Raw genomic sequence first — 25240 nt, 5'->3', positions numbered from 1 at the left:
CATCTCTGCTTCATCCGCTGGTTCCCCGCCCCCCCGCCTGACCGTCCTCGCCGGCCCGACGGCGGTGGGGAAGGGAACCGTCTCCGCAGACATCCGGGCTCGCTACCCCGACGTCTGGTTGTCCGTGTCGGCGACCACCCGCGACCCTCGCCCCGGTGAGGTGGACGGGGTCCACTACCTCTTTGTCGGGCCGACCCGCTTCGCCGAGATGATCGAGCGCGGTGAGCTCCTGGAATGGGCCGTGGTGCACGGCAAGAACAGTTACGGCACCCCGCGCGGTCCGGTCGAGGAGAAGCTCGCCGCCGGCGTGGCGACCCTGCTCGAGATCGACCTGCAAGGCGCCCGTCAGGTCCGTGAGTCCATGCCGGACGCCCGGTTCGTCTTCCTCGCCCCGCCCAGCTGGGCCGAGCTCGAACGGCGTCTCGTCGGCCGCGGGACCGAGGGGCCCGAGGAGCGCGAACGTCGCCTGGCGACCGCCCGCGTCGAGCTGGCTGCGGCGCCGGAGTTCGACCACGTGATCGTCAACGACGACGTCCAGCGCGCCGCGGACGAGATCATGTCGGTCATGGGTGTCTCGGCGACGGCCGCCCGCGCTCGGTAGACGCAGTAGACTGTGCTTTTGATCCGCAATCCCTCAACACCTTCGGAGTTGACCTGTGTCTGGAACCGTCGCCGCCCCCGTGGGCATCACTGACCCGCCCATCGACGACCTGCTCAACCGCGTGGACTCCAAGTACGCCTTGGTCGTGTTCTCCGCGAAGCGCGCCCGTCAGATCAACGCGTACTACTCCCAGCTCCACGAGGGCCTGCTCGAGTTCGTCGGCCCGCTCGTCGAGACGCGCAACCAGGAGAAGCCGCTGTCGATCGCGATGCGCGAGATCAACGCCGGACTGCTGACCAGCACCCCCATCGCAGAACCCGCCGCCGACGCGTCCTGACGCGCCGGCCCTGACACACACCGACACGCCCAGGAGAGAGCAGCCCGCATGCGTGTGATCCTCGGCGTGAGCGGAGGCATCGCCGCGTACAAGGCTGTTCTGCTCCTGCGGCTGCTGACCGAGTCTGGGCACCGTGTGCGGGTGGTCCCCACCGAGTCCGCGCTGCGCTTCGTCGGTGCTCCCACCTGGGAGGCGCTGTCCGGTGAACCAGTGACGACCACGGTCTTCGAGGACGTGGCGCACGTTCCGCACGTGGCTCTCGGCCAGGAGGCCGACCTCGTCGTCGTCGCTCCCGCGACCGCCGACCTGCTCTCCCGGATGGCCACCGGCCGCGCCGACGACCTGCTCACCGCGACCCTGCTCACCGCGCGGTGCCCGGTCCTCGTCGCCCCCGCGATGCACACCGAGATGTGGTTGCACCCCGCGGTGGTGGCCAACGTGGCGACCCTGCGCAGCCGCGGCGTGACCGTCCTGGACCCCGCCGCCGGTCGCCTCACCGGCGCGGACACCGGCCCGGGCCGGCTGCCCGAGCCTGAGGTCATCTTCGCCGCGGCGATCGCCCTGACCCGGGAACCGGCTCCGTCCGGAGCCGGGGACCTCACCGGCAGGACCGTGCTCATCTCCGCCGGCGGCACCCGGGAACCGATCGACCCGGTGCGCTTCATCGGCAACCGCAGCTCAGGACGCCAGGGGTATGCCCTGGCCGCCGAGGCGCAGCGGCGCGGCGCGGACGTGACCCTCGTCGCCGCCAACGTCGACCTGCCCGACCCGGCCGGGGTGCGCGTCGTCCGGGTCGAGACGACCCAGGAGCTGGCCGACGCCGTCCACGCGGGAGCCGAGACCGCCGAGCTCATCGTCATGGCCGCCGCGATCGCCGACTTCCGCCCGGTCGCGGTGACCGCCCACAAGGTCAAGAAGACCGGTGACGGCGTCGTGTGGCCGATCGACCTCGTCGTCAACCCTGACATCCTCGCCGGACTCGTCACCGGCCGTGCCGACCTCGTCGCCCGGCGCGGCGGCGCGCCCCAGGTCATCGTCGGTTTTGCCGCCGAGACCGGCGACGCGACCGGTGACGTGCTCGAGCACGGCCGAGCCAAGGCCCGCCGCAAGGGCGCCGACCTGCTCGTGGTCAACCCGGTGGGCGGGGGGCGCGGGTTCGGCGACGTCGACAACAACGTGACGATCCTCACCGCGGACGGCGCGGTCGTCGCCTCCGCCACCGGCAGCAAGGCCGCGGTGGCCCGGGCGATCCTCGACGAGGCCGCCCCGCGCCTGACCAGCGGGTCCTGACGCCTCACCGGCAGGCACCGCGTGTCTCACGGGTTCGACGGTCAGCCGAGGCACCTGCGCGAACCCGTATCCTGGGCCCATGACTGAAGCTCTCCGCCTGTTCACGTCCGAGTCCGTGACCGAAGGTCACCCGGACAAGGTGTGCGACCAGATCTCCGACTCCATCCTCGACGCCCTACTTGAGCAGGACCCGGCCTCCCGGGTCGCGGTCGAGACGCTCGTCACGACCGGGCTGGTGCACGTCGCCGGTGAGGTCACGACCTCCGCCTACGTCGAGATCCCCCAGCTCGTGCGGCAGGTGATCAAGGAGATCGGCTACACGTCGTCGTCGATCGGCTTCGACGGCGACTCCTGCGGGGTGTCCGTCTCGATCGGCCAGCAGTCCCCGGACATCGCCCAGGGCGTCGACAAGGCCCTCGAGATGCGCGACGACTCCGGAGACCTCGACCCCCTCGACGCCCAGGGCGCCGGCGACCAGGGCCTGATGTTCGGCTACGCGAGCGACGAGACCGCGACCCTCATGCCGCTGCCCATCTACGCCGCGCACCGCCTGGCCGAGCGCCTCGCCCAGGTCCGCAAGGACCACTCGCTGCCCGGTCTGCGACCGGACGGCAAGACGCAGGTGACGATCGGCTACGACGGGGACCTCGCGGTCGCGGTCGACACCATCGTCGTCTCCACCCAGCACGACCCGGATGTGCGCCAGGACGAGCTCGCCGCTCTGGTCCGCGAGCTCGTCGTGGCTCCGGTGCTGGCCGGGCTCGACCTGCCCTCCGACGACTACCGCCTCATCGTCAACCCCACCGGGACCTTCGTGATCGGTGGACCCAAGGGTGACGCCGGCCTGACCGGACGCAAGATCATCGTGGACACCTACGGCGGGATGGCGCGTCACGGAGGTGGGGCCTTCTCCGGCAAGGACCCGTCCAAGGTCGACCGGTCGGCGGCCTACGCCACCCGCTGGGTCGCCAAGAACGTCGTCGCGGCGGGCCTCGCGCGCCGCTGCGAGGTGCAGGTCGCCTACGCGATCGGCAAGGCCCAGCCGGTCGGGCTGTACGTCGAGACCTTCGGGACCGAGACGGTGCCGCGGGCCGTCATCACCACGGCCATCAAGGCGGTGTTCGACCTGCGCCCCGGCGCGATCGTGCGCGACCTCGACCTGCTGCGTCCCATCTACGCCCAGACGGCCGCGTACGGCCACTTCGGTCGCGAGCTCGCGGACTTCACCTGGGAGCGCACGGACCGCGTCGCCGAGCTGCAGGCCGCCGTCTGACCCTCGGTCGGGGGAATGTCGGTGGTCTCGGGGATGCTGGGCACGTCGGGTGGACGGTTGAGGCACGATAGCGAGGCCTCCGGGAACCAACCGCGATCGGGGGTGGACGGTGAACGTGGACACCAGTGACGTGGAGACCAGTGGTGCACTCTTCGCACCGCTGCCGGTACCCCGCGGCCGGACCGGCACCACTCGTGCCGCAGGACGGGCGGCAGTCTCCGAGACGGGCCTGCCGCTGGCCACCGACCGGCCGATCGCCCGGGTGTGCGTGGACGTCTCTCCCGCGCACCTGGACCGTCTCTTCGACTACACCGTGCCGGAGGCCATGTCCGACGCCGCCCAGCCGGGGGCGCGGGTCAAGGTCCGGTTCGGCGCGCAGGACGTCGACGGGTACCTCATCGAGCGTGCCGAGGGCACCGATCACACCGGGCGCCTCGTCGCGCTGCGCCGGGTCGTCTCACCCGAGCCGGTCCTGTCCGGTGAGGTGACGGCCCTCGCCCGGCTCGTCGCCGACTACTACGCAGGCTCCCTCACGGACGTGCTGCGGCTTGCCGTGCCCCCGCGACTGGCCAAGGTCGAGGGGGAGACGTGGGGAGCACCGCAGGCACCCCAGACCGCCTCCCAGCCCGAGCAGCCCCCGCAGCTGTCCCCGCCCGGCCCGAGCGCGTGGGCGCCGTTCCGGGCCGGTGAGGCGTTCCTGTCCCGGCTCGCGGCGGGCGACTCCCCGCGCGCGGTGTGGACGGCCCTGCCCGGGGTGGGCGCCGTCGCCGGCTGGCCGCTCGCCCTGGCCGAGGCGGTCCGGGCGGTGACCCTGAGCGGCCGGGGGGCGGTCGTGGTGGTGCCCGACACCCGCGACGTCGACCGGCTCGCCCTCGCCCTGCACCAGGTCGGCCTCGCCGAGTGGACACCGACGGCAGCCGAGCCGGCGGCGCCCACCCCGGCCGCGCCCGTGCTCCCGCGTGCCCAGTTCGTCCGGCTCACCGCGGACCTCGGGCCCACCCCTCGCTACCGCAACTTCCTCGCGGCGCGGCGCGGCGCGGCGACCGTGGTGATCGGCACCCGCGCGGCGGCCTTCGCGCCGGTGCACAACCTCGGCCTGGTCGTCTGCTGGGACGACATCGACGGCATGCACCAGGAACGCCGCGCCCCGTACCCGCACGTCCGCGAGGTGCTCGCGCTGCGGTCCGAGCAGACGTCCTGCGCCATGCTCATCGGGTCGCTGAGCCGCTCGATCCACGCCCAGGCCCTGGTCGCCAGCGGGTGGGCGCGGGAGCTCGTCGCCGACCGCGACACCGTCCGCCGGCGCACCCCCCGCGTCGCCGCCCTGACCTCGGTGGACCTGGCCCGTGAAGGGCCCGCTGCGGCCGCCCGGCTCCCGGGAGCCGTCTGGAAAGCCATCATGACGGGGCTCAAGAGCGGACCGGTGCTCGTCCAGGTTCCCCGCGCCGGGTACATCCCGGTCGTGGCGTGCGTGCGGTGCCGCACGGCAGCCCACTGCGCCACCTGCCACGGCCCCCTCGCGCTGACCAGCGCGCACGCCGTCCCACAGTGCTCCTGGTGCGGTGCGCTGGCCGGGGGATGGTCCTGCTCGGAGTGCTTCGCCACGGGCCTGCGCTCGGTGCGGGTGGGCAGCGACCGCACCGCCGAGGAGCTCGGCAAAGCCTTCCCCGGCACCACCGTGCGGGTCTCGGGCGCACGGTCGGCGGCGGGAGTCCTCACCGAGATCCCGGACCGCCCCGCGCTCGTCGTGGCCACACCCGGGGCCGAGCCGGTCGCCCCGAGCGGGTACTCGGTGGGGGTCTTGCTCGATGCGGCGTCCTCGACGAGCCACATCGGTCTCTACACCGACCAGGAGGCGCTGCACCGGTGGATCACCGCCGGAGCGCTCGTCCGGTCCGCGGCCGAGGACGGACGGTTGCTGCTCGTCGGCGACGCCGCACCGACCCCGACGAACGCGCTCGTGCGCTGGGACCCGGCCGGCCTCGCCGAGCGGGAGCTCGACGAACGCGTCGAACTGAGCATGCCGCCGGCCGTGCGCATCGCGTCGGTGACGGGGGACCGCCTCGCCGTGGCGATGTTCCTCGACCGTGTCGAGCTGCCCGAGGGCGGGTCCGTGCTCGGGCCGGTCGACCTGCCAGAACCCGCCGCAGCGCCCACCCCTGAGTCCGGGCGCCCCCGGGTTCCGCGCCGGAGCGAGGCCCTGCCGCGCGGGACGGCGCGCACCGCGGCGTCGGGCCCCGCCGGCCGCACCGCTGGTGCCCTCGAGGTCCCGGTGCGCGCGATCCTGCGGGTGCCGGTGGCCCGCGGGCGCGACCTCGCCCGCTCGCTCGCCAGCGCCCTCGCGCAGGCGAGCGCACAACGTGAAGCCGGGCTGGTCTCGGTCCTGCTCGACCCCAAGGAGATGCTGTGACCGGTCAGAACCCCATCGACGCGATCGACGCGATCGTCTACGACCTCGGCAACGTGCTCATCGGCTGGGATCCCTACGCCGCCTTCGAGGGCCTGAGCCGCGCCGAGGTGGATGAGTTCTTCACCGCGAGCGACTTCCTCGCCCACAACCACGCCCAGGACGCCGGCAGGTCGTGGGCGGAGCTGCGCGCCCTGCTCGCGGCCGAGGACCCGCGGCACGGCGAGCTCGTGGACCTGTACGTGCAGAACTTCGCCCGCACCCTCACCGGCCCGGTGCCGGGCTCGGCAGACCTCGTCGAGGAGCTCGAACGCTCCGGGATGGCGCTCTACGGGCTGACCAACTGGTCGGCCGAGCTGTTCCACCACGCCGTGCCGGCGGCGCCGGCCATCGCGCGGCTGCGGGGCGTCGTCGTCTCCGGGGAGGTCGGCCTGGCCAAGCCCGATCCGGCGATCTTCGACCTCACCACGACGCGGTTCGCCCTCGTGCCGGCCCGCACCATCTTCGTCGACGACTCCCTGCGCAACGTCGAGGCCGCAGCCGAGCGCGGCTACACGGCCGTGCACTTCACCACGACCGAGGCCTTCCGGGCCCGGCTGCGCGAGCTCGGCGTCCAGGTGTGAGGACGGGCCGGTGGGCCGCCCGGCCCGCGCGCACTCTTAGACTGGGTCCATGCGTCTGCTCTTTGCCGGGACCCCGGCCGTAGCTGTTCCTGCCCTGGAGGCCCTGCTGGCCTCCCGCCACGAGGTCGTGGCGGTCCTCACCCGCGCGGACGCGCGGGCCGGTCGTGGGCGCCACCTGTCTCCGAGCCCGGTGCGGGAACGGGCGGAGGCGGCCGGGATCGAGGTCATCACCGACCGTCCGCGCAGCGAAGGATTCGTCGAGCGGCTCACGGCCCTGGAGATCGACTGCGCCCCGGTCGTGGCCTACGGGGAGATCCTCCCGCGCGACGTGCTCGCGGTGCCCGCCCTGGGCTGGGTCAACCTGCACTTCTCGGTGCTGCCCGCCTGGCGCGGCGCGGCGCCGGTCCAGCGTGCGATCATCGCCGGCGACGAGGTGACCGGGGCGACCACCTTCCTCATCGAGGAGGGCCTGGACACCGGGCCGATCCTGGGCACCGCGACCGAGACCATCCGCCGCCGCGACACCGCCGGCGACCTGCTCGGCCGGCTCGCGTCGTCGGGCGCGGGGCTCCTCGTGGCCACCCTCGACGCCCTCGAGGACGGTGCGCTCAGCCCCGTCCGGCAGCCGGCCGACGGCGTGAGCCTCGCCGCGAAGCTCGGCCCCGAGGACGCCCGCATCGCGTGGACCCTCCCCGCGCACACCGTCGACCGCCTCATCCGCGGCTGCACGCCGGCGCCCGGCGCCTGGACCGTGCTCCCGGACGGGTCACGCCTGGGCATCGGCCCGGTGACCATCGTCGACGACGACCAGACCCCCGCCGGGTCGCTCGCCCCGGGCCAGGTCGAGGTGACCAAGAAGTCCGTCCGGGTCGGCACGGCGTCGGCCGCTGTCGAGCTCGGCGAGGTGGTCCCCGCCGGCAAGAAGCCGATGGCCGCGAGCGACTGGGCCCGCGGTGCGCGCCTGGACGCCGGGACCTTCCTGGGTGAGCAGCGCGCCACCACGACGACCACCACGAAGACGGAGCACCAGTGAACGACGCAGCACGCAGCACCGAGCCCGGCCGCCGCAACGCCCAGGGTCGTGAGCGCAGCGCCGCACGCACCCGGGGCGACGGGAACCGTGGCTCGCTGGCACCGGGGGACCGCCGCAAGGGCACCGACGACTCCCGCACCATCGCCTTCGACGTGCTGCGTCAGGTGGCCGACTCCGACGCGTACGCGAACCTCGTGCTCCCCCCGATGCTCCGCTCGCGCGGCCTCGCAGGCCGGGACGCCGCGTTCGCGACCGAGCTCACCTACGGGACGCTGCGCATGCGCGGGCGCTACGACGCCGTGATCGCGCTGTGCGTGGACCGCCCGCTCGAGAAGATCGACGCGCCGGTCCTGGACGTGCTGCGCCTGGGTGCCCACCAGATTCTCGGGATGCGCGTCCCCGCGCACGCCGCCGTCTCTGAGACCGTGGGTCTGGCCCGGTCCCGGGTGGGTGCTGGCAGCGCCCAGTTCGTCAACGCGGTGCTGCGCAAGATCTCCCGGACCGAGCTCGAGGAGTGGCTCGAGCTCATCGAGGCCCAGGAGGACGACGAGATCGCGAAGATGTCCGTCGTGGACAGCCACCCGCAGTGGATCACCCGCGCCATGCGTGACGCGCTCGTCGCCTCGGGTCGCCCGGTCGACGAGCTGGCGTCGCTGCTCGAGGCGGACAACGCCTCCCCGCGGGTCACCCTCGTGGCGCGGCCCGGCCTGATCTCCATCGACGAGCTCGGTGAGCAGGTCGAGTCCCGCCCCGGCCTCCTGGCGCCGACCGCACTCATCCTCGACGGCTCCGACCCCGGTGCCCTCGCAGCGGTCCGTGACGGTCAGGCAGGCGTCCAGGACGAGGGGAGCCAGCTCGTCACGTTGGCCTTCTCCCAGGCGCCCCTCGACGGGCCGGACGCCCGCTGGCTCGACATGTGCGCGGGCCCCGGCGGCAAGGCAGCGCTGCTCGCCTCGATCGCCGCGACGCGGGGCGCCCGGGTCGTCGCCAACGAGATCCAGCCGCACCGCGCCGACCTCGTCGAACGGTCCCTCGCGGCGGTCCCGGGGCACTCCGTGGAGAAGGTCCAGGTGTGGGACGGGCGCGACATCGGCACCCAGGAGCCCGGGTCCTACGACCGGGTCCTCGTGGACGCGCCGTGCACCGGGCTGGGCGCCCTGCGCCGGCGCCCGGAGTCGCGGTGGCGGCGCACGCCGTCGGACGTGAAGGTGCTGGCGGCGCTGCAGCGCGAGCTGCTCACCTCGGCGCTGCTCGCGGTGCGCGAGGGCGGCGTCGTGGGGTACGTGACGTGCTCCCCGCACCTGGCCGAGACCCGCACGGTCGTCTCGGACGTGCTGGGCGCGCTCCCCGAAGGGTCCGTCGAGATGCTCGACGCGCGCGCCCTGGTCACCGAGATCGCCGGCACCGACGTGCCGCTCGCCGAGCGCCTGGACGTCCAGCTCTGGCCGCACCTGCACGGCACCGACGCGATGCACCTGACGCTGCTGCGCCGGGTGGGCTCTACGGTGGTGGCATGAGCGCCCTCATCGCACCGTCCATCCTGTCGGCCGACTTCACCAACCTCGAGCGTGACCTGCACGCGATCGCGGGCGCCGACTACGCGCACGTCGATGTCATGGACAACCACTTCGTGCCGAACCTGACGATCGGCCTGCCGGTGGTCGAGCGGATCGTCCAGGTGTCACCGATCCCGATCGACGTGCACCTCATGATCGCCGACCCCGACCGGTGGGCCCCCGGCTTCGCCGAGGCCGGCGCACAGTCGGTGACCTTCCACGCCGAGGCCGCTGCCGCCCCCGTGCGCCTGGCCCGTGAGCTGCGCCGGCTCGGAGCGCGCGCCGGCCTCGCCCTCAAGCCCGCGACCCCGGTCGAGCCCTTCCTCGACCTGCTCTCCGAGATCGACATGCTGCTCATCATGACGGTCGAGCCCGGCTTCGGGGGGCAGTCCTTCATCGAGGGCACCCTGCCCAAGATCCGCCGCGCCCGCGCCGCGATCGACGCCGCGGACCTCGACGTGTGGGTCCAGGTCGACGGCGGCGTGTCGCGCGCCACCATCGAGCGCGCGGCCGACGCCGGTGCGAACGTCTTCGTCGCCGGCTCGGCCGTCTACGGGGCCCAGGACATCCCCGCAGAGATCGAGACCCTGCGCGCCCTCGCAACCCAGCACCGCCACTAGCCCGCCCCACCAGCCCGCCCCCACCAGCCCACCCCACCAGCCCGCCCCCTTCCGCTGAGTGCGGCCGAACGGCTGCCCAAACCGGACACGAGGCAGCCGTTCGGCTGCACCCAGCGGGGGTGGCGGGTGGTTGTCCACAGGTCGGCGCATAACGTGCTGAAGTGCTCGGGTCGGACGTAGTGTCGGGGCATGACTCCTGAGCGGATGCAACGCCGGTGCTGGGCCGTGGTCGTGGTGTGCGGTGTCGTGGTGCTGGGGGCCTGCGGTGAGGGGTCGTCGGCCGCGCCGACGACGCCGGTCACTGCGTCTCCCGCGCCGAGCCCTGAGCCGACGCCGGACCCGACGGTCGAGCCGACTCCGGTGGCGACGGACCGGGCGGGGGAGCCCCTCGTGCCACCTGTGCGGCCTGCGGCGATGGACAACGACGACGAGGCGGGGGCGCAGGCGGCGGCGGAGTACTTCGTGGAGGTCTCGGGATTCGCCGTGAGAAGTCAGGATCTTGCGGAGTTCACCAGCCTCTGTGACCCCGAGAGCATCTATTGCTCCGCGGTGATCGACGAAGTGAAGACAGATATCGCGGCTGGCAACTACACGGTTGGTGGGGCGAAGACCTTCGCGACTGTCGCGGTGGATGCCCCAGGCGAGCACCCGTTTTACCTAGTGTGGGGGACCTTGGCGCGGAGCGAATTCACTGTGTACGACGCGTCCGGTGCAGTCGTCGACCACCTTGCGAGCGAAGACGGACTGGACTTCGCAATCGCGGTCCAGCGTCAGGCTGATGGTCAGTGGATCGTCAGAGGGGCTGAAGCCGGTGTGGTGCAGCCCTCATGACAAAGCGATACGTGGTTGCCGCCGTGGCTGGCGTGTTGTTGTTCATCGGTATGGGATCGGGATCTGCCTCGTTCGCGGCATTGATGTCTCCGTGCTACGTAGCCCAGGAGCGCTCGGACGCAGCGCAGGCAAACGGTGACTTCTTGAACCTCCAAGCATCTTCGGTTCGGACCGAGACTGCTTGCGGTGTAGGGGATCTTGGTTCCTCCGCGCCCCCGCCCACCCTCATCACCAGTGCCGACGTCTGCGATCCGGCTGAGACAATCGGGCTTGTCAACATCGCGGCGGCCTGCCTGGGCCAGGCGGCCCTGGACCTGGAGAACTGCGACCCCGACCGCGGCTTCGAGGTCAGCCCCACCACCATCCAGACGCTGCAACCTGATGGCACCTACTCTGAGCCCGCGTTGAACACCGTCCTGGTCTGCCGCAGCGCACCCACCCCGGCACCGCTCGTCCTCACCCAGGCCGACTTCCGCTCCCTGCCCTTGACCCCCTCGGCCATCGTGGTCGGACCCGCCCAGGGCTGGGTCCCGGTGAACATGATCACCGTCGTCTACACCGACGCCCAACCCCAGGTCCTCACCACGACCCTGCTCGGCCAGCCCATCACCGTCCGCGCCACCCCCCGCGACTACGCCTGGGACTGGGCCGACGGCTCCACCCCCACCACCACGACCGACCCCGGCGCCCCCTGGCCCGGCCACACCGTCGCCTACACCTACCCCCGCACCGGGGACTACACCGTCACCATGACCACCACCTGGACCGGGGAGTACTCCCTCGACGCCGGAACCACCTACACACCCATCACCGGCACCGCCACCACCACCAGCACCGCCCCACCCCTGACCGTCACCGAGCTCCGCTCCCACCTCGTCGAAGACCCCCTCAGCTGACCCGCAACGACGAACGGAGCAGCGGCGCACGGAGCAGCGCTGAAAGGACGTGCGTGTGCCCTGGGTCACAGGAGGGGGTGGCATTGTCCCGGTCCACTGCGTGGGATAGTGGGAGGAGCAAGTTCACGTGCTCTGGGGTCGGTGAAAATCCGAGCCGGCGGTTATAGTCCGCGACCCGCACCTCGGTGCGGTTGACCTGGTGGAACTCCAGGACCGACGGTCAAAGTCCGGATGGGAAGAGTCTCGTGGCGGCGGTCTTCTGGACCGCCGTGGTCGCGGTGCGCCCTTGGGCGACCCCTGACCGACCCCGGAGCGCTCGGCGTATCCGGAAGGTTGGCGATGGAGTACCTCAGTCTCGACGCGGCGATGCTGCGAGCGCTCGAGCTGGCCGAGCGTGGCCCCGCCCACGGACCCAACCCTCAGGTCGGCTGCGTCATCCTGGCGCCCGCCACGTCTGCGGGGGGCACGACCGCCCCCCGGCCTGTCCTCGCGCAGGGCTGGCACCGCGGCGCCGGGACGCCTCATGCGGAGGCTGACGCGCTCGCCCGCGCGGCCTCGGCGGGGATTGACGTTACCGGTGCGACGGCAGTGGTCACCCTCGAACCCTGCAACCACACCGGCCGGACAGGTCCGTGCGCCCAGGCCCTGGCCGACGCGGGCGTGGCGGAGGTGGTGGTGAGCGTGAGCGACCCCACCGCGGTCGCCGGCGGCGGCGCCGACCACCTGCGAGCGCGGGGGGTGCGGGTGACCTGCGGGGTCCACCTGGAGGGCGGGGAGGCGCTCCTGCGCGTCTGGCTGACGGCTGTGCGCCGCGGCGCGCCCTACGTCACGCTCAAGACGGCCTCGACCTTGGACGGCTATGTGGCCGCCGTCGACGGGTCGAGCCGGTGGATCACCGGCGCCCCGGCGCGTGAGCACGCCCACGCCGTGCGCGCCCAGGTCGACGCGATCATGGTCGGCACCGGGACGGTGCTGGCCGACGACCCCACCCTCACCGCCCGCGACGGCTCGGGTGAGCCGCGCGCCCACCAGCCGCTGCGCGTCGTCGTCGGGAAACGGGCGGTGCCGCCCGGCGCCCGGCTGCGCACCGGCGCGGAGCACCTGCACCTGCGCACCCACGACGTCGCCGAGGTCCTCGCCGAGCTCGCCGCCCGCGAGGTGCGCCACGTCCTGCTCGAGGGCGGACCGGTGCTCGCGACGGCGTTCCTCGCCGCGAACGCCGTCGACGAGGTCCACGCCTACCTCGCCCCGATGTTCCTGGGTGCGGGACGCCGCGTCGTCGGCGGCTTCGGCGTCACCACCCTGTCCGGCGCGCCGCGTCTGGACACGGTCTCCGTCGAACGGCTCGGCGACGACGTGCTGCTCGTCGCCCGGACCCGCCCCACCCAGACATGAACCCAGACAAGAACCCAGACATGACACCGCCCCCCGCCCCCCGTCCTGAGGAGAAGCACATGTTCACCGGAATCGTCGAAGAGATCGGCACGGTCACCGCGATCGAGCGTCCAGGAGGTGCCGACGGCGACGTCGTCCTGACCGTCAGCGGCCCGCTCGTCACCTCCGACGCCTCCCTCGGCGACTCGATCAGCGTCTCCGGCGTGTGCCTGACCGTCACGTCCCTGCCGCCGGGCGCGTTCACGGCCGACGTCATGCCCGAGTCGCTGGCCCGCACCTCTCTCGGTGCGCTCGTCGCCGGAGCCCGGGTCAACCTCGAGCGCGCGGTGCGCGCGGACACCCGCCTCGGCGGGCACATCGTCCAGGGCCACGTCGACGGCACCGCGGTGCTGGCCTCGCGGACACCCGGTCCGCGCTGGGACGACCTCGTCTTCGACGCCCCCCCGGAGCTCACCCGGTACGTCGCGGAGAAGGGGTCGATCGCGGTCGGCGGGGTCTCCCTCACGGTCACCTCCGTCACCGACACCTCCTTCGGCGTGTCCCTCATCCCGACGACGCTCGAGGCCACGGTCCTGGGCGACCTGGTCCCCGGGGAGCGGGTCAACATCGAGGTCGACGTCATCGCCAAGTACGTCGAGCGCCTGCTGGGAGCACGGTCATGACCGCCGAGACCCCCCTCGCCACCATCGAGGTCGCCCTCGACGAGCTGCGCGCCGGACGACCCGTCCTGGTCGCGGACTCCCCGGACCGGGAGAACGAGGCCGACGTCATCTTCGCGGCGTCGAACGTCTCGAGCGAGTGGGTGGCCTGGACGATCCGCCACTCCTCGGGCTACCTGTGCGCGCCGATGCCCGCCGCGCGGGCCGACGCGCTCGCCCTGCCGCTCATGGTCCCGCACAGCCAGGACCCCCGGCGCACCGCGTACACCGTCACCGTCGACGCCGCGACGGGCGTCACCACGGGGATCTCGGCCGTGGACCGCACCCGCACCCTCGGTGTGCTCGCCGACCCGGCGTCCGGGCCTGTCGACCTCATCCGCCCGGGGCACGTGCTGCCGCTGCGCGCTGTGGCCGGGGGAGTGCTGCACCGCGCCGGGCACACCGAGGCCGCGGTGGACCTCGTCCGGCTGGCCGGCCTGGGCGAGGTCGCCGGGATCGCCGAGCTGGTCAACGACGACGGCACGATGATGCGGATGGACGACTCCTCGCGCCTGGCCGAGCGGGAGGGCCTCGTCCTCATCACGATCGCCGACCTCATCACCTGGCGCCTGGTCAACGACCCCGCCGTGGTCAGCCACGACGTCGTGCCCGAGGCGGTGCGGGTGAAGGCGTCCGCCGTCGCGGACCTGCCGACCGCGCACGGGCTGTTCCGGATCCACGGCTTCCGAGACGTGCGGACCGGGGCCGAGCACGTGGCGCTGCTGCCCGCCGCGCCGACCGCGCCGTCGACCGTCCCGGTCGTGCGGGTGCACTCGGAGTGCCTGACCGGGGACGCCTTCGGGTCGTTGCGCTGCGACTGCGGACCTCAGCTGCAGGCCTCGCTCGCGGTCGTCGCCCGCGACGGCGGCGCTGTCGTCTACCTGCGCGGGCACGAGGGCCGGGGGATCGGCCTGCTCGCCAAGATCGCCGCCTACCAGCTGCAGGACGCCGGCCGGGACACCGTCGAGGCCAACCTCGAGCTCGGCTGGCCCGCCGACCGCCGCGAGTACGGCGCGGCCGCCGCGATCCTGGCCGAGATCGGCCTCACCCGGATCCGGCTGCTCACGAACAACCCGGCGAAGGCGGTCGGGCTGACCGCCCACGGGATCACGGTGACCGAGACCGTCGGTATCGAGGTGGGTCACACCCCGGAGAACTACCACTACCTCAGGACCAAGAAGACGGCGATGGGTCACCTGCTCCACTCGATCGTGACGGACCCCCCGCCTGTCCTCTAGCCCGCCCCCACCACCCCAGCACCACGACCAAGGAGGACCCGCCATGAGCGGAGCAGGAGCACCCACCATCAGTCCCGACGGGACCGGTCTGCGGATCACCGTCATCGCCGCGCAGTGGCACACCGAGATCATGGACGGGCTGCTCGCCGGCGCCCACCGGGCGCTGGCCGCTGCGCACGTCACCCACGTCAAGGTGATCCGGGTCCCCGGGTCCTTCGAGCTGCCCGTCGCGGCGATACGCGCGGCAGAGGCGGGGCCGGACGCCGTCGTCGCGCTCGGCGTCGTCATCCGCGGCGAGACGCCGCACTTCGAGTACGTGTGCCAGGCCGCGACGCTGGGCCTGTCCGACGTCGCGATCCGCACCGGCGTGCCCGTCGGCTTCGGTCTGCTCACCGTCGACGACGAGCAGCAGGCCCTCGACCGGGCCGGCCTCCCCGGCTCCCGCGAGGACAAGGGCGCCGAGGCCGTCGAGGCCGCCATCGCCACCGTGATCGCCCTCCGCTCCCTCTGACGAGGGGCGGGGAGTGGTCATTGGGCGGACGGGTGCGGGGGTGGGCGTGTTCGGCGTCTAGTCTTGGGGCGTGAAGACGTTCGAAGAGCTGTTCGCAGAGCTCACCCTCAAGTCCGTGGAACGCCCCGCCGGTTCAGGCACTGTCGCCGAGCTCGACGCCGGGGTCCATGCCATCGGCAAGAAGATCGTCGAAGAGGCAGCTGAGGTGTGGATGGCCGCGGAGTTCCAGTCCGACGCCGAGGCCGCCGAGGAGATCTCCCAGCTGCTCTACCACCTGCAGGTCCTCATGGTCGCCAAGGGTCTCCGCCTCGAGGACGTCTACAAGTACCTCTGAGCCTGACCCACTCCTCCGACTCGAACGCGAGAATCCCGTGCTCCGTATTGCCGTCCCCAACAAGGGGTCCTTGTCCGAACCCGCCTCCGACATGCTCCGTGAGGCCGGCTACCGCCAGCGCCGCGACACCCGTGAGCTCGTGCTCACCGACCCGGCCAACGACGTGGAGTTCTTCTTCCTGCGCCCTCGGGACGTCGCCGTGTACGTCGGCGCCGGGACCGTCGACGCCGGGATCACCGGCCGCGACCTCATGCTCGACTCCGGGGCCGACGCCGAGGAGCACCTGCCGCTCGGCTTCGCGCGCTCGACCTTCCGGTTCGCCGCACCCGTCGGTGAGATCACCGACATCGCCCAGATCGAGGGCCGCAGCGTCGCCACGTCCTACGCCGTGCTCGTGCACGACTACCTCACCGCCCAGGGCATCACGCCCCGCTCGATCGTCCGTCTGGACGGGGCCGTGGAGAGCTCGGTCAAGCTCGGCGTCGCCGAGGTCATCGCTGACGTGGTGGAGACCGGCACGACGCTGCGCGCGGCCGGGCTGGAGATCTTCGGTGCGCCGATCCTCAAGTCCGAGGCCGTCCTCATCCGCCGCCGCGGCTCGCAGGTCCCCGCCCAGCTCGACCAGCTCACCCGCCGCCTGCAGGGGGTGCTCACCGCACGCCAGTACGTCCTCATGGACTACGACGTCCCTGCCCACCTGGTCGACGCCGCGGTCGCGATCACCCCGGGTCTGGAGTCCCCGACGGTCTCCCCGCTGCACGACCGCGACTGGGCCGCGGTCCGGGCGATGGTCCGCCGCGACGAGACGAACCAGGTCATGGACACCCTGTACGAGGTCGGGGCGCGTGCGATCCTGGTGACATCGATCCACGCCTGCCGGCTCTGACCCGTCGAGCCTGACACCACGAGCCCGACGAGCGCCGGGGGCGGTGGCAGGCTCGAGGGAGTGTGACATGGCGTCGTCCAAGGGCCTCTACGACCCCTTCGTGCCACGGTTCGTCCGGTACGTCGCGTGGGCCGCGGTCCTCGTGCTGGTCGTCGGCCTCGCCATCGTCCTCTACCGGGCGCCCGGCACGGGCGGGGCGGGCTACAGCGCCGGCACCGTGGTCTCCCTCACGGTCGTGGTGCTCGCCGGGTGCGCTTTCCTCTGGCGCCAGGCCACGGTCCGCGCCACCGTCGATGCGACCGGGATCCGGGTCCGCAACCTGCTCTGGGTGCGCAGCTACGACTGGCCCCAGGTCATCGCGGTGACCTACGGGTCGGGCGACCCGTGGGTCATGCTCGAGCTCTCCGACGGGCACCGGACCGCGCTCATGGCGATCCAGCGGTCGGACGGGCGGTTCGCGGCCCGGGAGGTCGACCGGCTGGAGAAGCTCGTCACCCTGCACGGTGAGGCACCGGAGTCGCGCTGAGCCGGACCCGCATCCGAACGCACCGAAGGCCGGGCCCCGTGGGGCCCGGCCTTCGTCAGCGGCTGATCAGGTCAGCAGATGCAGCAGTAGCTGCTCAGCAGATGCTCAGTAGCGGGGGGTGCGCTCTGAACGGTCGTACCCGGTGCGCTCGGTCGGGCGCTCGAAGCGCTCTTCCCGGCGACCGGACGGCGCGCTGTTGCGCGGGCCGCTGTGGGCGCCGCTGGGAGCCGCGCCGCGGGGTCCGCGGGAGACCGCGGGGCCGTCGTCGAGCTTGATCCGCAGCGCCTTGCCGGCCACGCGGGCCCGGGAGATGCGGTCGATCGTCTCGGTGTCGAGCGGGGCGGCGATGTCCACCAGGGAGAAGCTCGGGAAGATGTCGATCTTGCCGAGGTCCTTGCCGGAGAGGCCACCCTCGTTCGTCAGCGCGCCGACGATCCCGCTCGGCTGGGCGCCGTGGGTGTGGCCGACCGAGAGACGGTACCGGGTGCCGACGACGTCGCGGCGGGCTCCGCCGGTCCGCGGGCCGGCGTCGCGACGCTCACGAGGACCGCGGTCGCGGTCGTTGGCGTCCCGTGCGTCGCGGGTCTTGCGCTCGTTGCGCGCCTCGGCGCGCTGGGCCTCGAACGCGGCCTCTTCCTCGCGAGCCTTGGGGCCGTCGTCGCCGACCGCGAGGGCAGCGAGGATGGCGGCGAGCTCAGCGGGGTCGGTGCCCTCGTGGGTCTCGAGGTACTCCCGGACCAGGTCGACGTACATCGACAGGCGGCCGGCTTCGCGGCGCTCGTCGATCCGGGCCAGGGTCTGGCGGACCTTGTGCGCGGAGACGTCGGCGGGGGAGGGGATCTCGATCTCGACGAGCTGCTGACGGATGGTCCGCTCGATCTGCTTGAGACGGCCACGCTCGTTCGGGGTGACGAAGGAGAGCGCGGTTCCGGTGCGGCCGGCGCGGCCGGTGCGACCGATGCGGTGCACGTAGGCCTCGGGCTCGCCCGGGATGTCGAAGTTCACGACGAGACCGATGCGGTCGACGTCGAGCCCACGGGCTGCGACGTCGGTCGCGACGAGCACGTCGAGGGCGCCGGCGCGCAGGCGCTCGACGATCTTCTCGCGGTCCTTCTGGGCGACGTCACCGGAGATGGTGGCGGCCGAGATGCCACGCTCGATGAGCGCGGAGCCGACCTCTTCGGCTGCCCCGCGGGTGCGGCAGAAGACGATCGCGGCCTCGGCGTCGGACGTGGCCAGGACGCGGGTGAGCGAGCCGATCTTGTGACGGAACGGCACGACGGCGAACTGCTGGGTCACGCCCGTGACGGTGGAGGACTGGCGCGAGACGGCGATCTCGATCGGCTGACGCAGGTGGTGGGCGGCGACGCGGCGGATCTGGGGAGGCATGGTCGCGGAGAACAGGGCGACCTGACGCTCGACCGGAGCCGCTCCGAAGACCTTCTCGACGTCCTCGGCGAAGCCCATGCGGAGCATCTCGTCGGCCTCGTCCAGGACGAGGAAGCGGATGGCGCCGAGCTTGAGGGTGCCGCGGTCGAGGTGGTCGATCACGCGACCGGGGGTGCCGACGACGACCTGCGCGCCACGGGAGAGTGCGCGGGCCTGCGGGGGGTACGGGGACCCGCCGTAGACCGCGACGACCTCGATGCCGGGGAGGTGCTTGGCGAAGGTCTCGATCGCCTCGGCGACCTGCATGGCCAGCTCACGGGTCGGTGCGAGCACGAGTGCCTGCGTCTGGTGCAGCGTGGGGTCGATCGCGGCGAGCAGCGGCAGGCCGAAGGCGGCAGTCTTGCCGGTCCCGGTCTGGGCGACGCCAGTGATGTCGTTCCCGGCGAGGAGGGCGGGGATCGCCTCGGCCTGGATCGAGGAGGGGATCGTGAACCCGAGGTCGAGGACCGCGGCGAGCAGCTCGGCCGGGAGGCCGAGATCCTCGAACGTCACGGCGGGGACGTCAGGCACGGTGTTTACGGGCGCAGCAGTGTCGACAGAAGTCATAAAGAGAGCAACCAGCCATTTCAGTGGTGTGGGGAGCGATAGGACAGCTCTGGTGAGCCGAACCGGCGTCGCAATCCCGAAAACACACACTGGGCCTGGTCTGGCCACTAACACGCACACGCGGGACTCGCGACATACTCCGAGGAATGCCTCTACTGTACGTGGTCGGCCCCGTCCGGGTCGAGCCCCCGACCGGTGACCTCGACCACATGACAACTTGTGTCCATATCGTTGTCATATATTCCCACTGCGGGGACGGGCCCGTGGTGCGACGCTCTTAAGATAGCCAGCAGTGCAGACAGCGGCACTCGGCGAGAGTGCGGCGGAAGTGCGCGAGCACGCGAAGGATGGTCGGTCGGCGGTGGGCGAGACGCAGGAGCAGCACGTGAGCACCCGGGTGCTCACGGTGCCGAACATGATCAGCATGCTCCGGCTTGCCCTCGTGCCGGTCTTCGCTGTCCTCATCATCAACTCCTACGACGTCGCCGCGCTGCTGGTGCTCGCGTTCTCGGCGCTCACCGACTGGCTCGACGGCGTGGCGGCCCGCGTGCTCGACCAGGTCTCCAAGCTCGGCCAGGTGCTCGACCCGGCCGCCGACCGGCTCTTCATCCTCGTCACCCTCGTCACGCTGGCCTGGCGCGAGATCGTGCCGCTCTGGCTGGTGATCGTCATCCTCGGACGCGACATCATCATGATGTGCCTGATGCCGGGGCTGTCGCGGCTCGGCTACGGGCCCCTCCCGGTGAACTTCGTCGGCAAGGCCGCGACCTTCGCGCTGCTCTACGCCTTCCCGCTGCTGCTGCTGGCCGAGACGCCCGGCGCGCTGGGAGCGTGGGCGGCGGCGCTGGGGTGGGCCTTCGCCGGATGGGGAGCGGGCCTGTACTGGTACTCCGGTCTCCTCTACGTCGTCCAGGCGCGCGAGCTGACCCGGGCCGAGGCACCGTCATGACGCCCGACGCCGACCCGGGTACCGCGGATCCCGTAGGCCCCGTCCGCCCCGTCCGTGCTGTTGATGCGTCGATGACCCTCCTCAACGAGGTGATGCACCGCCCGCTCGACCCCGGCTACGCCGCGGCAGCCCGACGCCGGGCAGACGGCGACGAGGCGCCGCGCGGCACCGTGACCGTGGTCGTGCTCCTCGTCGTGGCGATCGTGCTGGGCTTCGGGACCGTGCGGGCCGCGGTCGAGCTGCGCAAGCCGCAGCCCGGTGTCGTCGCGGCCCGCACCCTCCTGCAGGAGGAGATCCTCAGCCACCGCGCGGAGGTGGCCACCCTGACCGCACAGAACGCGGCGCTGGGGACCGCGATCGACACCCTGCGGGACTCGGCGCTGAAGTTCGTGGACCCCGAGCTGGTGCAGACCGTCGCCCTGGACGGCTTCGCCAACGGGACGGTCGCGGCCCGCGGTCCGGGCATCACGGTGACCGTCGCGGACGGCGCCGACGCCGCCACGGACCCGGCCGCCTTCGTCCAGGACTCCGACCTGCAGTCGGTCGTCAACGCGCTGTGGTCGGTGGGGGCGGAGGCGATCGCGATCAACGGCCAGCGGCTCACTGCGACCACCGCGATCCGCAGCGCCGGCAGTGCCATCCTCGTCGACCTCGTCGGGGTGGCCGGACCCTACGAGGTCGTCGCGATCGGCGACCGCAACGCCCTCGAGACCGGGCTCGCCCGGTCTGCGGCGGCGCAGCAGCTCAGCGCCCTGGGGTCGCAGTACGGGATCCGCACCGACGTGGCCGCCCACGACGACCTGTCCGTGCCCGCGGGGCCCACCCGGGTGCTGTTCGCGGCACAGCCCCTCGGCACGGACAATGGTGACCAGTGACTACAGCATGGGGGAGTACAACGTGATTCCGGTCCTCGGACTCTTGATCGGGATAGCCGCTGGGTTGTTCCTGGAACCGACGGTTCCGGTGAACCTCCAGCCCTATCTCCCGATCGCGGTCGTCGCCGCCCTCGACGCCCTCTTCGGAGGTCTGCGAGCCCTGCTCGACGGCATGTTCGACGACAAGGTCTTCCTCGTCTCGTTCCTGTCCAACGTGGTCGTGGCGGCCCTCATCGTCTTCCTCGGCGACCAGCTCGGGGTGGGCACCCAGCTCTCGACAGGCGTCGTCGTCGTGCTCGGTATCCGCATCTTCTCCAACGCCGCGGCGATCCGCCGGCACCTGTTCAAGGCATGAGCGAGCACGAGGTCCCCGACGACGGGCCGGTCACACCCGCACCCGCGCCTCGGCCCCCGATGACCGCGTGGCGCCGGGTCCTGAGCGCCTGGAAGCCGCGCGCCACCCGCGCGCAGATCCTCGCCGCGACCCTGTGCGCCGTGCTCGGCTTTGCGCTCGTCGTCCAGCTCCGCCAGACCCAGCAGGACGAGTTCGCCGGGCTGCGCCAGTCTGACCTGGTGCGCATCCTCGACGACGTGAACCGGCGCTCCGACGACCTCGAGCGCGAGGCGGCGGCCCTGCGTCAGACGGAGTTCGAGCTGCGGTCGGGGAGCGACTCGCAGCGGGCGGCGATCGAGCTCGCCGAGCAGAACGTCGCCGTCCAGGGGATCCTCTCGGGCCGGCTGCCGGCCGAGGGACCCGGCCTGGAGATCACGATCATGGAGAGCGACAAGGCGATCACCGCGGCCCGCCTGTTCAACGTGCTCGAGGAGCTGCGCAACGCCGGTGCGGAGGCGATCGAGGTCAACGGCATCCGCATGGTCACCAGCAGCTACTTCACCGACACCGACGAGGGGGTGATCATCGACGGGATCCGCGTCGCCGCACCGTTCCGCTGGTCGGTGATCGGGGACCCGCAGACGCTCGAGCCCGCCATCGCGATCCCCGGCGGGGCGATGGCGACCATCACCACGAACGGTGGCCGCACCACGATCGAGCAGAAGACCCTGGTGGAGATCCGCGCGGTCCGTGAACCGTCCGAGCCCAGGTACGCCACGCCAGACGTCGGGGAGTGATCCCACCGTCGGAGACGACCGGCGTGTAGCGTGCAGACCTATCGGGAGACTTCAGTCCTGGCCGGTTCACCTCTAAGGTTGAGTTGAGAAGGTGCCGACATCTCACAGGTGCGGGTCGTCTGCCGATGGTGGGAGTCGATGCAGGGCGCAAGCCCGTGACGGCAGCGACGTATCGGCAGCGACGTATTCGCAGTGACCAGGAGGCGACATGACCAGCAGCACCGGACACCCAGGACGGCCGGGCCTGCCTGACGGCCCGGCACTGTCGGGTCTCGGGGACACCACGATCAGCTTCGGCACGCCGATCATCGAGGAGGCCCTCGGCGCCAGCGGGCTGACGGCCGAGCAGCAGTCGGCGGTCGCCGCCCTGCCGCGGACCTCGGCACTGCTCATCATGCAGCGCGGCCAGAGCGGCGGCTCGCGCTTCCTGCTCGACGCCGACCGCACGGTGGCCGGTCGCAGCGAGCAGGCCGACATCTTCCTCGACGACGTGACCGTCTCCCGCAAGCACGTCGAGTTCGTCCGCGAGCTCGACGACTTCGTGGTCCGTGACATCGGCTCCCTCAACGGCACCTACGTCAACCGCGTGCGCATCGACTCCGCGCTGCTCAAGGCCGGTGACGAGGTGCAGATCGGGAAGTACCGCATGCTCTTCTACCCGAGCCCGCTGACCCGCACCGCCACTCCCGAGGAACCGGTCGCCGAGTGAGCGCTGCGCGCTCTCCGCACGACACCAGCGGGCACGACACCAGCGGGCACGAAGCCACCCAGCCTGCCAGCACGCCCCTGGACGGCTCCCCGGCTGAGGTCGTCGAGCGCACCTGGCCGCACGGGATCTCTCGGGAGGCCTCGATGCGGATCTCCGACGTGCTCTCCAGCCTGCGCATGGAGTTCCCGGCGATCAGCCACTCCAAGCTGCGCTTCCTCGAGGAGCAGGGGCTGGTCGAACCGGTGCGCACGTCCTCCGGGTACCGCAAGTACAGCCCGGCCGACGTCGAACGCCTCCGGTTCGTGCTCATCGAGCAGCGCGACCGCTACCTGCCGCTCAAGGTGATCAAGGGCAAGCTCGCCGCCCTCGACGCGGGCGTGTCGAGCAGCGACCGACCGCTCATCCCGCGTCTGGTCGTCCGCGACGGGGAGTCCGCCGCGCTCCGCGCCCAGAGCACCACCGAGGCGCTGGCCGCCTCGTGCGGCGTGGACGTGGCGCTCGTGGATGCCCTGGTGGGCGCCGGCGTCGTGCGCCCGGACGGGCTCGGCCACTTCGACGCGGGATCCCAGGAGGTTGTCCTGCTGGCCGCCGGGCTCGGTGAGTTCGGCATCGAACCACGCCACCTGCGGTCCATGCGTTCAGCCGCGGAGCGGCACGTCGACCTCATCGACCAGGTGGTCTCCCCGCTGCGCGGGCAGCATGCGCCGTCGGCCCGGGGGAGGGCCGGAGCGACCGCCGCCGAGCTCGGTGAGATCTTCGCCCGCCTGCACACCGTCTGGGTGCGCCAGGGTGTGGGCGACCTCCCCGGCTGAGCCCCTCCCTCCTGCCCGGGCGCGACACACCAGCGGTGGTCGTTGACCCCGCCGCAGCAGGGCCCTAGCGTGGGGCTGTCACACGAGATCCTCGCTTGCTGCACGTTCGCAGCCCACGGACTCCGTGTCACCATGGAAGCAGCATGCATGCAGTGGGCAGGGCGGCTTGAGACGGAGGCAGACGTGAGCAGCGGAATCGACGGTGGTCCTGGTGGGTCTCCCATCGCGCGCACCCAGGGTCTCCTCTTCGACGAGGACCTCCCCAGCCGCAACACCTCGATCGGCTACCGAGGCCCGACCGCGTGCCGCGCGGCCGGCATCACGTACCGCCAGCTCGACTACTGGGCCCGGACCGGACTGGTCGAGCCGACCGTGCGCTCGGCGACCGGGTCTGGGACGCACCGCCTGTACAGCTTCCGTGACGTCCTCGTGCTCAAGGTCGTCAAGCGCCTGCTCGACACGGGCGTGTCCCTGCAGCAGATCCGCACCGCCGTGGTCCACCTGCGCGAGCGCGGGGTCGAGGACCTCGCGCAGATCACCTTGATGAGCGACGGCGCCTCGGTCTACGAGTGCACCTCCGCCGACGAGGTCATCGACCTCGTCCAGGGGGGCCAGGGAGTCTTCGGGATCGCCGTCGGGCGAGTCTGGCGCGAGGTCGAGGGCACGCTCGCGACCCTGCCGACCGAGCGGCTCGACGCCGACCCGGTCATCGAGCCCGGTCACGACGAGCTGTCCGTGCGCCGTCAGGCCCGCACCGCCGGCTGACCCGCCCGCACCCGCACCTGCCTCTACACCTCGGCCATCGCGCGCATCCCGCGCGCCAGGATCGTGTCGAAGGCCTGCGCCAGCTCCGCGGCTGGGGCGCCGGGCCAGTCGTGGATCGCCCGACCGGCGCCCTGCGCCTGCTGCATCGCCGCCCGTTCGGGGATCATCGGGGACAGGATGAGCGGCCCGAACATCCCCTCGAGCTCGGCCTGTCGGTAGGACTGCTCGCTCGACCGGGCCCGCACCCGGTTGATCACCACGCCGAGCGGCTGCAGGTGGGGGGCGGAGGTGCGCCGGAGCTCGTCGATCGCCTTGAAGGCGCGGGCCGCCGCGGTCACCGAGAACAGCCCGGGCTCGGTGACCACGAGCGCCCGGTCGCAGGCGGTGAGCCCCTGACGGGTGAGCCCGCCCAGGGACGGCGGGCAGTCGATGATCACGAGGTCGTAGTCGTCCAGCGTGTCCAGGGCGGTGGCGAGGCGGCCGAGCCGGTGGGCGTAGGTGGGACCGTCGTGGCGGGCCGACTCGGCCGACCCCATGAGGACGTCGAGCATGTCCGGATCCCAGCTCGAGACCGCGAGCGCCGACTTCACGACGTAGTCGGCCGGGTTGTCCAGGACCGCCGCCACGTCCTGGGCGGCGGCCCCGGTGGCGCCCAGGGCGAGGGTGGTGTCGGCCTGCGGGTCGAGGTCCACGACGAGCGTCCGCAGGTCGGCGGCGACCGCCGCGGAGGCGAGACCGAGCGTGATGGACGTCTTGCCGACGCCGCCTTTCAAGCTGCACACTCCGAGCACAGGCACGAGGGGACACGGTCCTTCCGGGGGACTTCACCTTGAGTAGATGGCCGTCTCTCGTCGCGTCTTCGGGTGGCGAGGCACAAGCTACGGCCTGTCATGCGGGATCAGCCTACCGAACCCGGAGATTTCTCCGCGTACATCGCGGGCGCGGACGA

The 25240-nt window shown here is 72.1% G+C and carries 27 protein-coding genes and 1 riboswitch; of the genes, 25 read left to right on the top strand and 2 right to left on the bottom strand.

Going from position 1 to position 25240, the window contains the following annotated elements; translation table 11 throughout:
- Window position 1 precedes the first annotated feature (1 nt).
- The 18 genes from gmk (at window position 2) to ACWA15_RS10290 (ending at window position 17055) form a co-directional block, all read left to right on the top strand.
- Window positions 2–601, top strand: coding sequence for a guanylate kinase (gene gmk, locus ACWA15_RS10375; RefSeq protein ID WP_464059481.1), 600 nt, complete (start codon window positions 2–4; stop codon window positions 599–601).
- Between the two features lie 55 nt (window positions 602–656).
- Window positions 657–938 carry a DNA-directed RNA polymerase subunit omega gene (gene rpoZ / locus ACWA15_RS10370; RefSeq protein ID WP_464055063.1) on the top strand — a complete coding sequence of 94 codons (282 nt, stop codon included), beginning with the start codon at window positions 657–659 and terminating at the stop codon, window positions 936–938.
- A 48-nt stretch (window positions 939–986) separates the two neighbouring features.
- On the top strand, window positions 987–2228 hold the full coding sequence (coaBC, locus tag ACWA15_RS10365; protein WP_464055062.1) for a bifunctional phosphopantothenoylcysteine decarboxylase/phosphopantothenate--cysteine ligase CoaBC: 1242 nt from the start codon (window positions 987–989) through the stop codon (window positions 2226–2228).
- Between the two features lie 79 nt (window positions 2229–2307).
- Window positions 2308–3501: a methionine adenosyltransferase gene (metK, locus tag ACWA15_RS10360; RefSeq protein ID WP_464055061.1), complete on the top strand. Its 1194-nt coding sequence runs from the start codon at window positions 2308–2310 to the stop codon at window positions 3499–3501.
- A 115-nt stretch (window positions 3502–3616) separates the two neighbouring features.
- The gene (locus tag ACWA15_RS10355) at window positions 3617–5911 is read left to right on the top strand and encodes a primosomal protein N' (protein WP_464055059.1); all 2295 of its coding nucleotides are present in this window, start codon (window positions 3617–3619) and stop codon (window positions 5909–5911) included.
- A complete protein-coding gene (locus ACWA15_RS10350; RefSeq protein ID WP_464055058.1) occupies window positions 5908–6531 on the top strand; it encodes an HAD family hydrolase in 624 nt (207 codons plus the stop codon). Before ACWA15_RS10355 ends, ACWA15_RS10350 begins: the two co-directional genes overlap by 4 nt.
- A gap of 49 nt (window positions 6532–6580) precedes the next feature.
- Complete coding sequence (gene fmt, locus ACWA15_RS10345; RefSeq protein WP_464055057.1) at window positions 6581–7564, top strand: methionyl-tRNA formyltransferase; 984 nt, start codon at window positions 6581–6583, stop codon at window positions 7562–7564.
- On the top strand, window positions 7561–9081 hold the full coding sequence (locus tag ACWA15_RS10340) for an RsmB/NOP family class I SAM-dependent RNA methyltransferase (RefSeq protein WP_464055056.1): 1521 nt from the start codon (window positions 7561–7563) through the stop codon (window positions 9079–9081). Before fmt ends, ACWA15_RS10340 begins: the two co-directional genes overlap by 4 nt.
- Window positions 9078–9740, top strand: a complete 663-nt coding sequence (rpe, locus tag ACWA15_RS10335) for a ribulose-phosphate 3-epimerase (protein ID WP_464055055.1) — start codon at window positions 9078–9080, stop codon at window positions 9738–9740. The genes ACWA15_RS10340 and rpe overlap by 4 nt, the downstream gene beginning before the upstream one ends.
- 189 nt (window positions 9741–9929) lie before the next feature.
- The gene (locus ACWA15_RS10330; protein WP_464055054.1) at window positions 9930–10571 is read left to right on the top strand and encodes a DUF6318 family protein; all 642 of its coding nucleotides are present in this window, start codon (window positions 9930–9932) and stop codon (window positions 10569–10571) included.
- Window positions 10572–10975: 404 nt separating this feature from the next.
- Entirely contained in the window at window positions 10976–11467 is a 492-nt protein-coding gene (locus tag ACWA15_RS10325) for a PKD domain-containing protein (RefSeq protein WP_464055053.1), read from the top strand.
- Between the two features lie 124 nt (window positions 11468–11591).
- Window positions 11592–11715: riboswitch (FMN riboswitch) on the top strand.
- A gap of 91 nt (window positions 11716–11806) precedes the next feature.
- Window positions 11807–12862, top strand: coding sequence for a bifunctional diaminohydroxyphosphoribosylaminopyrimidine deaminase/5-amino-6-(5-phosphoribosylamino)uracil reductase RibD (gene ribD, locus ACWA15_RS10320; RefSeq protein ID WP_464055052.1), 1056 nt, complete (start codon window positions 11807–11809; stop codon window positions 12860–12862).
- A gap of 59 nt (window positions 12863–12921) precedes the next feature.
- Window positions 12922–13524, top strand: a complete 603-nt coding sequence (locus tag ACWA15_RS10315) for a riboflavin synthase (RefSeq protein ID WP_464055051.1) — start codon at window positions 12922–12924, stop codon at window positions 13522–13524.
- A complete protein-coding gene (ribA, locus tag ACWA15_RS10310; RefSeq protein WP_464055049.1) occupies window positions 13521–14798 on the top strand; it encodes a GTP cyclohydrolase II in 1278 nt (425 codons plus the stop codon). The genes ACWA15_RS10315 and ribA overlap by 4 nt, the downstream gene beginning before the upstream one ends.
- A gap of 43 nt (window positions 14799–14841) precedes the next feature.
- Window positions 14842–15309, top strand: coding sequence for a 6,7-dimethyl-8-ribityllumazine synthase (gene ribH / locus ACWA15_RS10305; protein ID WP_464055048.1), 468 nt, complete (start codon window positions 14842–14844; stop codon window positions 15307–15309).
- 70 nt (window positions 15310–15379) lie between these two features.
- Window positions 15380–15643: a phosphoribosyl-ATP diphosphatase gene (locus tag ACWA15_RS10300; RefSeq protein WP_464055047.1), complete on the top strand. Its 264-nt coding sequence runs from the start codon at window positions 15380–15382 to the stop codon at window positions 15641–15643.
- Between the two features lie 37 nt (window positions 15644–15680).
- Window positions 15681–16529, top strand: a complete 849-nt coding sequence (gene hisG, locus ACWA15_RS10295; RefSeq protein WP_464055046.1) for an ATP phosphoribosyltransferase — start codon at window positions 15681–15683, stop codon at window positions 16527–16529.
- A gap of 67 nt (window positions 16530–16596) precedes the next feature.
- Window positions 16597–17055: a PH domain-containing protein gene (locus ACWA15_RS10290; RefSeq protein ID WP_464055045.1), complete on the top strand. Its 459-nt coding sequence runs from the start codon at window positions 16597–16599 to the stop codon at window positions 17053–17055.
- Between the two features lie 105 nt (window positions 17056–17160).
- On the opposite strand, the gene ACWA15_RS10285 is transcribed toward ACWA15_RS10290, so the two are convergent.
- Window positions 17161–19050 (bottom strand): DEAD/DEAH box helicase, encoded by a 1890-nt coding sequence (locus ACWA15_RS10285; RefSeq protein ID WP_464055044.1) that lies wholly within the window; start codon window positions 19048–19050, stop codon window positions 17161–17163.
- A 361-nt stretch (window positions 19051–19411) separates the two neighbouring features.
- On the opposite strand from ACWA15_RS10285, the gene ACWA15_RS10280 reads away from it, so the two are divergent.
- From ACWA15_RS10280 to ACWA15_RS10250, 7 genes are all read left to right on the top strand, one after another.
- Complete coding sequence (locus ACWA15_RS10280; RefSeq protein ID WP_464055042.1) at window positions 19412–19999, top strand: CDP-alcohol phosphatidyltransferase family protein; 588 nt, start codon at window positions 19412–19414, stop codon at window positions 19997–19999.
- A 71-nt stretch (window positions 20000–20070) separates the two neighbouring features.
- Window positions 20071–20874: a DUF881 domain-containing protein gene (locus ACWA15_RS10275; protein ID WP_464055041.1), complete on the top strand. Its 804-nt coding sequence runs from the start codon at window positions 20071–20073 to the stop codon at window positions 20872–20874.
- Between the two features lie 22 nt (window positions 20875–20896).
- Window positions 20897–21229: a small basic family protein gene (locus ACWA15_RS10270; RefSeq protein WP_464059479.1), complete on the top strand. Its 333-nt coding sequence runs from the start codon at window positions 20897–20899 to the stop codon at window positions 21227–21229.
- A complete protein-coding gene (locus ACWA15_RS10265) occupies window positions 21226–22005 on the top strand; it encodes a DUF881 domain-containing protein (RefSeq protein ID WP_464055040.1) in 780 nt (259 codons plus the stop codon). Before ACWA15_RS10270 ends, ACWA15_RS10265 begins: the two co-directional genes overlap by 4 nt.
- 208 nt (window positions 22006–22213) lie before the next feature.
- Window positions 22214–22714: an FHA domain-containing protein gene (locus ACWA15_RS10260; protein WP_464055038.1), complete on the top strand. Its 501-nt coding sequence runs from the start codon at window positions 22214–22216 to the stop codon at window positions 22712–22714.
- Entirely contained in the window at window positions 22711–23526 is an 816-nt protein-coding gene (ftsR, locus tag ACWA15_RS10255; protein WP_464055037.1) for a transcriptional regulator FtsR, read from the top strand. The genes ACWA15_RS10260 and ftsR overlap by 4 nt, the downstream gene beginning before the upstream one ends.
- A gap of 183 nt (window positions 23527–23709) precedes the next feature.
- On the top strand, window positions 23710–24291 hold the full coding sequence (locus ACWA15_RS10250; protein WP_464055036.1) for a MerR family transcriptional regulator: 582 nt from the start codon (window positions 23710–23712) through the stop codon (window positions 24289–24291).
- 23 nt (window positions 24292–24314) lie between these two features.
- On the opposite strand, the gene ACWA15_RS10245 is transcribed toward ACWA15_RS10250, so the two are convergent.
- Window positions 24315–25088, bottom strand: coding sequence for a ParA family protein (locus ACWA15_RS10245; RefSeq protein ID WP_464055035.1), 774 nt, complete (start codon window positions 25086–25088; stop codon window positions 24315–24317).
- Window positions 25089–25240 lie beyond the last annotated feature (152 nt).

Source organism: Sanguibacter sp. TS_SC_8 (assembly GCF_055361235.1).
The sequence above is the reverse complement of the archived record's forward strand: the minus strand, read 5'-3'. Positions and strand labels throughout refer to the sequence as shown.